The organism is Moorena sp. SIO3I6 (assembly GCF_010672095.1).
In genome coordinates, this window is the sequence record NZ_JAAHHU010000240.1 from 1 (window position 1) to 7581 (window position 7581).

7 protein-coding genes and 1 pseudogene are annotated in these 7581 nt (G+C 44.1%); 4 read left to right on the top strand and 4 right to left on the bottom strand.

The window, feature by feature from the left end:
• Window positions 1–90 precede the first annotated feature (90 nt).
• On the bottom strand, window positions 91–273 hold the full coding sequence (locus F6K49_RS32585; protein WP_293018854.1) for a hypothetical protein: 183 nt from the start codon (window positions 271–273) through the stop codon (window positions 91–93).
• Between the two features lie 126 nt (window positions 274–399).
• The gene (locus F6K49_RS32590) at window positions 400–894 is read right to left on the bottom strand and encodes an ATP-binding protein (RefSeq protein ID WP_293018852.1); all 495 of its coding nucleotides are present in this window, start codon (window positions 892–894) and stop codon (window positions 400–402) included.
• 549 nt (window positions 895–1443) lie between these two features.
• On the opposite strand from F6K49_RS32590, the gene F6K49_RS32595 reads away from it, so the two are divergent.
• Window positions 1444–2589: a SpoIIE family protein phosphatase gene (locus F6K49_RS32595; protein WP_293018850.1), complete on the top strand. Its 1146-nt coding sequence runs from the start codon at window positions 1444–1446 to the stop codon at window positions 2587–2589.
• A 375-nt stretch (window positions 2590–2964) separates the two neighbouring features.
• Here F6K49_RS32595 and F6K49_RS32600 read toward each other — a convergent pair whose 3' ends face one another.
• The gene (locus F6K49_RS32600) at window positions 2965–3291 is read right to left on the bottom strand and encodes an STAS domain-containing protein (RefSeq protein ID WP_293018849.1); all 327 of its coding nucleotides are present in this window, start codon (window positions 3289–3291) and stop codon (window positions 2965–2967) included.
• A 347-nt stretch (window positions 3292–3638) separates the two neighbouring features.
• On the opposite strand from F6K49_RS32600, the gene dapB reads away from it, so the two are divergent.
• A complete protein-coding gene (dapB, locus tag F6K49_RS32605) occupies window positions 3639–4466 on the top strand; it encodes a 4-hydroxy-tetrahydrodipicolinate reductase (protein ID WP_293103321.1) in 828 nt (275 codons plus the stop codon).
• Window positions 4467–4601: 135 nt separating this feature from the next.
• Entirely contained in the window at window positions 4602–5300 is a 699-nt protein-coding gene (locus F6K49_RS32610; RefSeq protein ID WP_293103323.1) for a phosphate ABC transporter permease, read from the top strand.
• A gap of 141 nt (window positions 5301–5441) precedes the next feature.
• Here F6K49_RS32610 and prfC read toward each other — a convergent pair whose 3' ends face one another.
• The gene (gene prfC / locus F6K49_RS32615; RefSeq protein WP_293103325.1) at window positions 5442–7070 is read right to left on the bottom strand and encodes a peptide chain release factor 3; all 1629 of its coding nucleotides are present in this window, start codon (window positions 7068–7070) and stop codon (window positions 5442–5444) included.
• A 356-nt stretch (window positions 7071–7426) separates the two neighbouring features.
• Here prfC and F6K49_RS32620 point away from each other — a divergent pair.
• Window positions 7427–7581, top strand: a pseudogene (locus tag F6K49_RS32620) (DUF4870 domain-containing protein); the annotation flags it as partial.

Here is a 7581-nt window from a genome sequence, read left to right on the forward strand (position 1 = left end):
TGCTCCTGAAAATGGGGTTCCTATGGTGATGACAGGTCAACGTGTTGCTAAGGATTCACCAAAGCCTGCTACCGTAAATTCTATTTAGGATCAAAATAATTGTGCAAGTAACTGTCCCATAGCAACAGAAACGGTTATCCGTGATAACCGAGAGTCTTTGCGGCCAGTAAGGTTACCGAAAAGGGCGGTTGGATGCGATCGCGTAGCGTGACGGAACGTCAATCGCATTTTGTGAGCATACTCTTCCAAACCCGGTATGGTGTTGCCAAACAAAATAGTGAATTACTCAGAATATTAAAGATTTTGTGTTATTCTCTGCTGAGTATAAATAAATGTCAACAAAAGTCTAACTAGCACAGCATCAGAGTTTCAGGCACTTAGGTCACCCATCTAACTATCCTACTCCATCGGTCGGACAATTGGTAATCGAGACTCGTTAACATTTTCTTTACAAAAAGTTTTTAAATCGCTCTTTCCCAATTCCTGATAACACTTCACAATTAACAAACAGTTCCGGTTGTCATCGGTACGGGTATAGCTGAGATGATCAGCAATTTTTTTTAGTATTGCGATGCCACGTCCACCACCAGATTCAAGGTTCATTTGCTGCTTGATGTCTGTCAGCCGCTGTTCTAAATCAAAGGGAGGTCCTTGATCCCAGATGCGTAACTCTAAGCGCTGGGGGAATAAAGTAACTTCAACATCAATGGAAACGTCTTCTGGCAAATCTTTGTGAGCATGGCGAACAGCATTGGTAAATCCTTCAGCGAGAGCTAATTGGCACTGCAACCAGACTTTTTGGCGAACAGACGATGGTTTGAACTGGTCAAACCATCCCAAAGCCTTTTCTAACGCCTTAAGGTCGCTAGGAAATTTTTGGATAGATGTTTTCAATTTTTTCAATTCCTCAAAATCTTTTACATCAACCACATACATCAACCACATACATCAACCACATTGAAGCCTGATTCTCTCCAAAGGGTACTCTAAGATCAAGGAATCCAGTTTAACCTAGATTTATATCTCCCTCTACCATGGACTAATACTCAATGCCTTCAAAGAAAATTTTTTCCAGAAGCTTTGCCAGAAGCACTGGGAAAACCATTGGGGCAAATGGGGTTTCTTTTCCCGTTTTCTATCAAGCCAGGGGGTCTCGCCCTCTAGGGGGCAAGACCCCCTAGAAGCTGTTGCCCAAAATCGGAAAGATTGATTGAGATGCGCGAAAAGGGGGAAGAAACCGGAAGCGGTGCAAGAGAAGGAAGTTAGGAACAAATAAATCCGGTATGCCAATAGGGAATGCCATCAATAAAAGTAACTCAGTCTAACTTACCTTGGGGTCTGATCAAGGTTTCGTGAAATTCAGCCGGTCAGAATCTACTTGCTGTCCTGATTGTAAGTCAGTGTATTGATAAATCCTAGAGTAATTTGTACAACCTCAGTGCCATGAACCAAATTCTGATTATTGATGATGATCCAGCCATTCAGATGTTACTGAAACGAACCCTTTACAAGCAGGGTTATGAGGTAGCTGTAGCTAGCAACGGCGAAGAAGGTTTGGTGCAGGTACAAAAGTTACGTCCAGCCCTAGTCATTTGCGATTGGATTATGCCCGGTATGAATGGATTGGATGTCTGTCGTCAACTCAAGGCAACACCGGGACTCTCAACCACCATATTTATTCTGGTGACATCTCGAAATTCCATTGAAGACCGGGTAGAGGGGTTAGATGCTGGAGCAGATGACTTTCTGTGTAAGCCGATCGAAATAGCAGAGTTGAACGCACGAGTCAGAGCTGGCTTGAGGTTACATCAACTAAGTCATGATTTGCAGCACCAAAAGCAGTTGTTGGAGGGAGAATTAGCCGAGGCAGCAGAGTATGTTAGTTCGATTCTTCCAGACCGGATGATCAAACCATCGGTGACCATCGACACCCGATTTATTCCCTCCCGAAAACTGGGAGGTGATGGCTTTGACTATTATTGGCTAGACTCAGAGCATTTGGCAATTTATCTGCTGGATGCTGCTGGACATGGCTTACGAGCTGCCTTGCCCACACTTTCAGTGCTAAATTTACTCAGGTCGCGGGCTCTAAAGTCGATTAACTACTATCAACCGAGTGATGTTCTACGAGGGTTGAACCAAACCTTCCAGATCACTGAGCGAAATGATAAATACTTCACGGTCTGGTATGGGGTATATAACCAGGTCAAGCGTCAACTGGTCTATGCTAGTGCAGGACATCCACCCGCAATATTAATTGCTCAGACCCATGGTTCCTTGATGGAAGTACAACGTCTAAAAACCCCTGGCTTACCCGTTGGTATGTTCCCAGATGCCGATTACATTGATCAGTGCTGTGAAATTACTGAATCGAGCACCCTATATATATTCAGCGATGGGATTTACGAGATTAACCAATCCAATGGGAACGTTTGGGGACTTGAGCCCTTCATTAGGTTACTGGCAGAGTGTAAGCAAAATCACAATGGTGCTTGTCACCTAGATTTGATTTTGAAATCTCTGGAAGCCGTGAACCCTAAACACTATTTTGATGATGATTTATCGTTACTGGAAATCAATTTTTTATGAACACTTTCCCTGGAATAATCAACCTCATTTACCTGAAATAAATTGGCATATTTTAATGAGTAGACAGGATAATCAATGGCAGTCAATCATCAGAAGCATTCAGCCAGGTTAGTGGGCCGATAAAGAACGATTGGTGGCTTTTTTTGCCAATTTATGTTCAAAATTACTGGACAACTAATTATTATGAATCCTGACTTTTGACTGGATAATCCTGACTCCTCAATCCTAAATCGGAGGATAGTTGGTTATGTCGAACTCAGGTTAATTAAGGGTTAGGTAATTTTCCTAAACCATCTTCCTACCTTTACTGAAACAAAACCTAGGATTTGAAAAGGGCTACGCCCAAGGGCGATCGCCCTATAGACTTCCCTGGAATTATCTTGTAGAAAGCACCTCGCTTTCAAAATCTTCTCGTGTAGAAAAGATTTCAAAAACTCTGTCCATGCTGGTCAGTTCAAATAACATTTTGATTTGCTCATTAACTGAGCAGATATACATCTTGCTCCCAGCAGCACGAATAGTTTTCAGAGCAAGTACCAACGCTCCCAAACCAGAACTATCCATAAAAGTAACATCTTTAAAATCAATCAAAATAATATCTGCGTTAGATTCCACCAGCTCAGCAACCTCTTGACGAAAACTGGCAGCTTGTGTACCATCTAGAATGCCTGTGGGTTGAACTACTTTAACAGCACTACTCATATACCAAATTAAGCTAGTTACAAACATATACTGACTTTGCTAGTATAGCCGTGACAATTCATTTCAGCCAGATGCTGACCCACGCCCTACCCTACCACTACAGCACTAATCGCTTCTTTCAGGATTAGCCTCACCGATAAAGAGCATAGTAAACTTGAATTTGGGATGAATTTGGGGGCTAATAACGGGGGCTTATAACTACAAGCAAGATTTGAACCCATCTACCCTTAGTGCTATCCGTGGTGTCCGCTCGGGTCTTCACGGTTCCATCCCCTAAGCCCACTCCCACCAAAACTCCCAATATACACTAGAATTCCCTTGGCAGAGCCCCAAACTATCCTGAAACCATGTCCAATTCAAATCCCATTCCAGTAGTAGTAAACGGTGCCGCCGGAAAAATGGGTCGAGAGGTGATTAAGGCTGTATCTCAAGCCCAAGACATAACCCTAATCGGTGCCATCGATACCAATCCTAAGTATCTAGGTCAAGACGCCGGAGAAGTTGCGGGGTGCGAACCAGTTGAAATTCCCATTCTCAATGACCTGCAAGCCAATCTAGTTCTTGCTACCCAAGAAAAAACCCAAGGGGTGATGGTAGACTTTACCCACCCTGATAGCATATACGAGAACATCCGAACTGCGATCGCATACGGTGTCCGCCCCGTAGTTGGCACCACTGGTCTTAGTCCCGACCAAATCAAAGACCTCTCAGAATTTGCTGAAAAAGCCAGCACTGGCTGCCTAATTATCCCCAACTTCTCCATTGGTATGGCATTACTGCAACAAGCAGCTGTGCAAGCCTCCCAATACTTTGACCACGTAGAAATCATCGAACTCCACCACAACCAAAAAGCCGACGCTCCCAGCGGTACTGCCATTCAAACCGCCCAACGAATGGCTGGAGCAGGTAAAACCTATAATCCGGCAATGGTGGAAGAAACCGAAAAACTAAAAGGTGCCAGGGGAAGTATTGCAGAAGACAATATTCGGATTCATAGCGTGCGTTTACCTGGCTTAATTGCTCACCAAGAAGTCATCTTCGGTGCCCCTGGTCAAATTTACACCCTACGTCACGACACCAGCGACCGTTCCTGCTATATGCCAGGAGTACTGCTCGCGATTCGCAAAGTTACCCAGCTCAAAGGTCTACTATATGGGTTAGAGAAAATCTTGTGACGAGTTATTGGTCATTAGTCATTAGTCATTCGTGATTTGTCAAAATTGAGATCAATCACAAGAAATCTAAAAACTAAACACTAAAGACAGATTAATTAACTAAAGACTAAGGACTAAGAACTAAGTACAAAACCCATGCTAATTCCGATCACTCGCCAGAAGTTTGAACAAATCGTTCCCGTCCTAGCCACGGGGCTCCAGTATCGCTACTACTGGGGCAAGTTTCGAGATTTTTTAAGGCGACTGTTAATTTCTTTAATCGCAGTTGTGGTGATTTTAATTTTAGCTTTGATGCTTGGTTCAGCTTTTGCTCCCTTCCGGGTATTATTCGAGATCACTGCAGGGCTTTACTGGTTGTGGGGTCCCGTATATTGGGCAAGTATGCGAAACCTAAAGATGCGCCGATATGGCTATAGTGGCTTCTGGCAGGGTCGAATCGAGGATGTATTTGTGACGGAGGAGTTGATTGGTACAGAAGAACAAGTCAATCAGCGGGGTGAGTTGGTAATTGTGGAACACCGGGAGAGACGGTTAAATCTAGAAGTCGAAGATGAAACTGGATTTATAAGTCAGCTGCAAGTTCCCCTAGAACGCCTCCACAAAAATATTTCACCTGGACAAATTGCTCAGATGTTGGTTATGTCCAATCAGCCTGACTTAGGGAAGATTGCCCAGACCAGTGATATATATATTCCTAGCTTAGACATTTGGGTAAATGACTATCCTTACGTGCAACGAGATGTCTTTGTCCAAGTTAGTCGTAAATTGAGGGATGAAGAGCGCTCTTATTCGAGACAACGTCCCCGTAGTTCTAGGCGTCGAAGGTCTTATTAAGGATTAACGGTGTGCGGCTCGTTCGTGCCTAGGATCCTCTAGAAACTAGAGGGGTAGTGGGATTAGTTGGCTAGAAACCATACCCTACACCCCAAACCCAGTAAGGCTAACAAGGCGGCTTATCACCCCGTCACATAAATGCTATGTAGACTTGGGTTCAGAACCAGACACCACAGGAGCGCTAGAATTCAAATCCAACTCTGGATGATCTTCTGCGACTTGCTGCAAATTCCACTGATTTTTAAACAGTAGCACTGGACGTCCCCAATTATCTTTGACTGTCACAGTATTAAACAAACGCCCAGCTTTTTCCAAGGCTTCCCAGCCACCGGCTACCCAACGAGCCACACTATAGGGCAACATATCCAACCTGGTTTCTACGCCATACTCATTTCTGAGGCGAAACTGCACTACTTCAAATTGCAACTGTCCCACTGCTGCCAGAATTGGATCCCGCTTCGACTCATCAACGGAGTACATAATTTGCACAGCCCCTTCTTCCCGCAATTCCTTCACCCCTTTCTGGAACTGCTTAAACTTAGAGGGGTTAGGATTCTTCAAATAAGCAAACAATTCTGGGGAAAAACAAGGAATACCTTCATACTCCAACTTCTTACCGTTGTAAATCGTATCCCCAATCGCAAACACCCCCGGATTATTCAAACCAATCACATCCCCTGCATAGGCAACATCAATGGATTCTCGGTCTTGAGCAAACAGCTTTTGGGGTCTTGACAAACGAACGGTTTTACCAGTACGAGCATGGCTGACAGTCATATCCTTTTCAAACTTACCCGTACACACCCGCACAAAGGCCACCCTATCCCGGTGCTTGGGATCCATATTCGCTTGCAGCTTAAACACAAAGCCACTAAAGTCTGGATAAGTGGGAGGAATCTCGCCTACTGTAGATTTACGAGATTCTGGTTTCAGGGCATAGTCCAAAAAAGCATCCAGAAACAGCTGCACCCCAAAATTAGTCATGGCACTGCCAAAGAACACAGGGGTCATTTGACCGGAATGAATCAGCTCTAAATCCAGGTCTGGACCAACACCATCGAGAATTTCTAACTCTTCCTTGAGTTGATAATATAAGTCTTGTTCTAGCAGCTGTTCAATCTGGGGGTCCCCCAAATTAACTACCGTATCCTTCGCCTCCCGGGAGCCGTGAGCGGTGCGTTCAAACAAGTGGATTTGTTGTCTGCGGCGGTCAAACACTCCTTTAAAGCGATCGCCCATGCCAATCGGCCAGTTGACCCCATAGGTTTGTAACCCCAGCTCCTGCTCAATCTCATCGAGTAGTTCTAGGGGTTCTCGTGCGGGACGGTCAAGCTTGTTGACAAAGGTAAATATAGGAAGCGATCGCATTTTGCACACTTCAAACAATTTCCTGGTTTGGGGCTCTAGACCCTTTGCTGCATCAATCAGCATCACCGCATTATCAGCTGCTGCCAGAGTGCGATAGGTATCTTCACTGAAATCTTGGTGTCCGGGTGTGTCCAGTAAATTAATCTGACAGTCCTCATAGGCAAACTGCAACACCGTCGAGGTAATCGAAATTCCCCGTTGTTGCTCCATTTCCATCCAGTCCGAGGTTGCCTTGCGCTGAGCTCGCCGTGCCTTCACTGCTCCGGCTTCGTGAATTGCTCCACCATAGAGTAATAATTTTTCTGTCAATGTAGTTTTACCCGCGTCCGGGTGGGAAATAATCGCAAAGTTACGGCGGTGTTCAACAGCGTTGAGCAATTCTGCCTCAAGTTCAGTGGACATCCGAAAAGACTAGATAGGGGACTTTCCTTTACATTCTGACATAATTTTATGGTTATTAGTCCTTTCTGATTGACCAGAGTCTGCTCGTAGTTACAAATGACTAATGACTAATAGACCATTAGCTTGCCGTCCAAAACTAGTCTTGATAATTGAGCCCTGAGGCGAATTCACCTATTCCCGTTTTCCCATTCCCTGTTCTATACTTTTGCTAATTATACTAAATAATAACTAATCAATAATGTGGTGATTTCATACCTGATTTTGGACGGAATTTACTACCTATAGTATAGGGAGATAAATGCTATGATTATAGGTAAGTAAAATTGAATACATTATCGAAATAAAGGAGCTCTATTATGGTTTATGACCAAAAAAATAACATCGACTATGACCCCGACAAGCGCAAGCTTTTATCAGCATTATGTCACGGAGCAATTTTCATTAGTGTCTCATTTATCTCCGTGTTAATTCCCCTGGCTATCTTGTTAATCTCCGATGATCAAGTAGTCAA

Excerpts from the sequence above, each read along its gene's own strand:
- prfC (WP_293103325.1), bottom strand. The coding sequence starts at position 7,070 with ATGTCCACTGAACTTGAGGCAGAATTGCTCAACGCTGTTGAACACCGC.
- F6K49_RS32600 (WP_293018849.1), bottom strand. The coding sequence starts at position 3,291 with ATGAGTAGTGCTGTTAAAGTAGTTCAACCCACAGGCATTCTAGATGGT.
- dapB (WP_293103321.1), top strand. The coding sequence starts at position 3,639 with ATGTCCAATTCAAATCCCATTCCAGTAGTAGTAAACGGTGCCGCCGGA.
- F6K49_RS32610 (WP_293103323.1), top strand. The coding sequence starts at position 4,602 with ATGCTAATTCCGATCACTCGCCAGAAGTTTGAACAAATCGTTCCCGTC.
- F6K49_RS32595 (WP_293018850.1), top strand. The coding sequence starts at position 1,444 with ATGAACCAAATTCTGATTATTGATGATGATCCAGCCATTCAGATGTTA.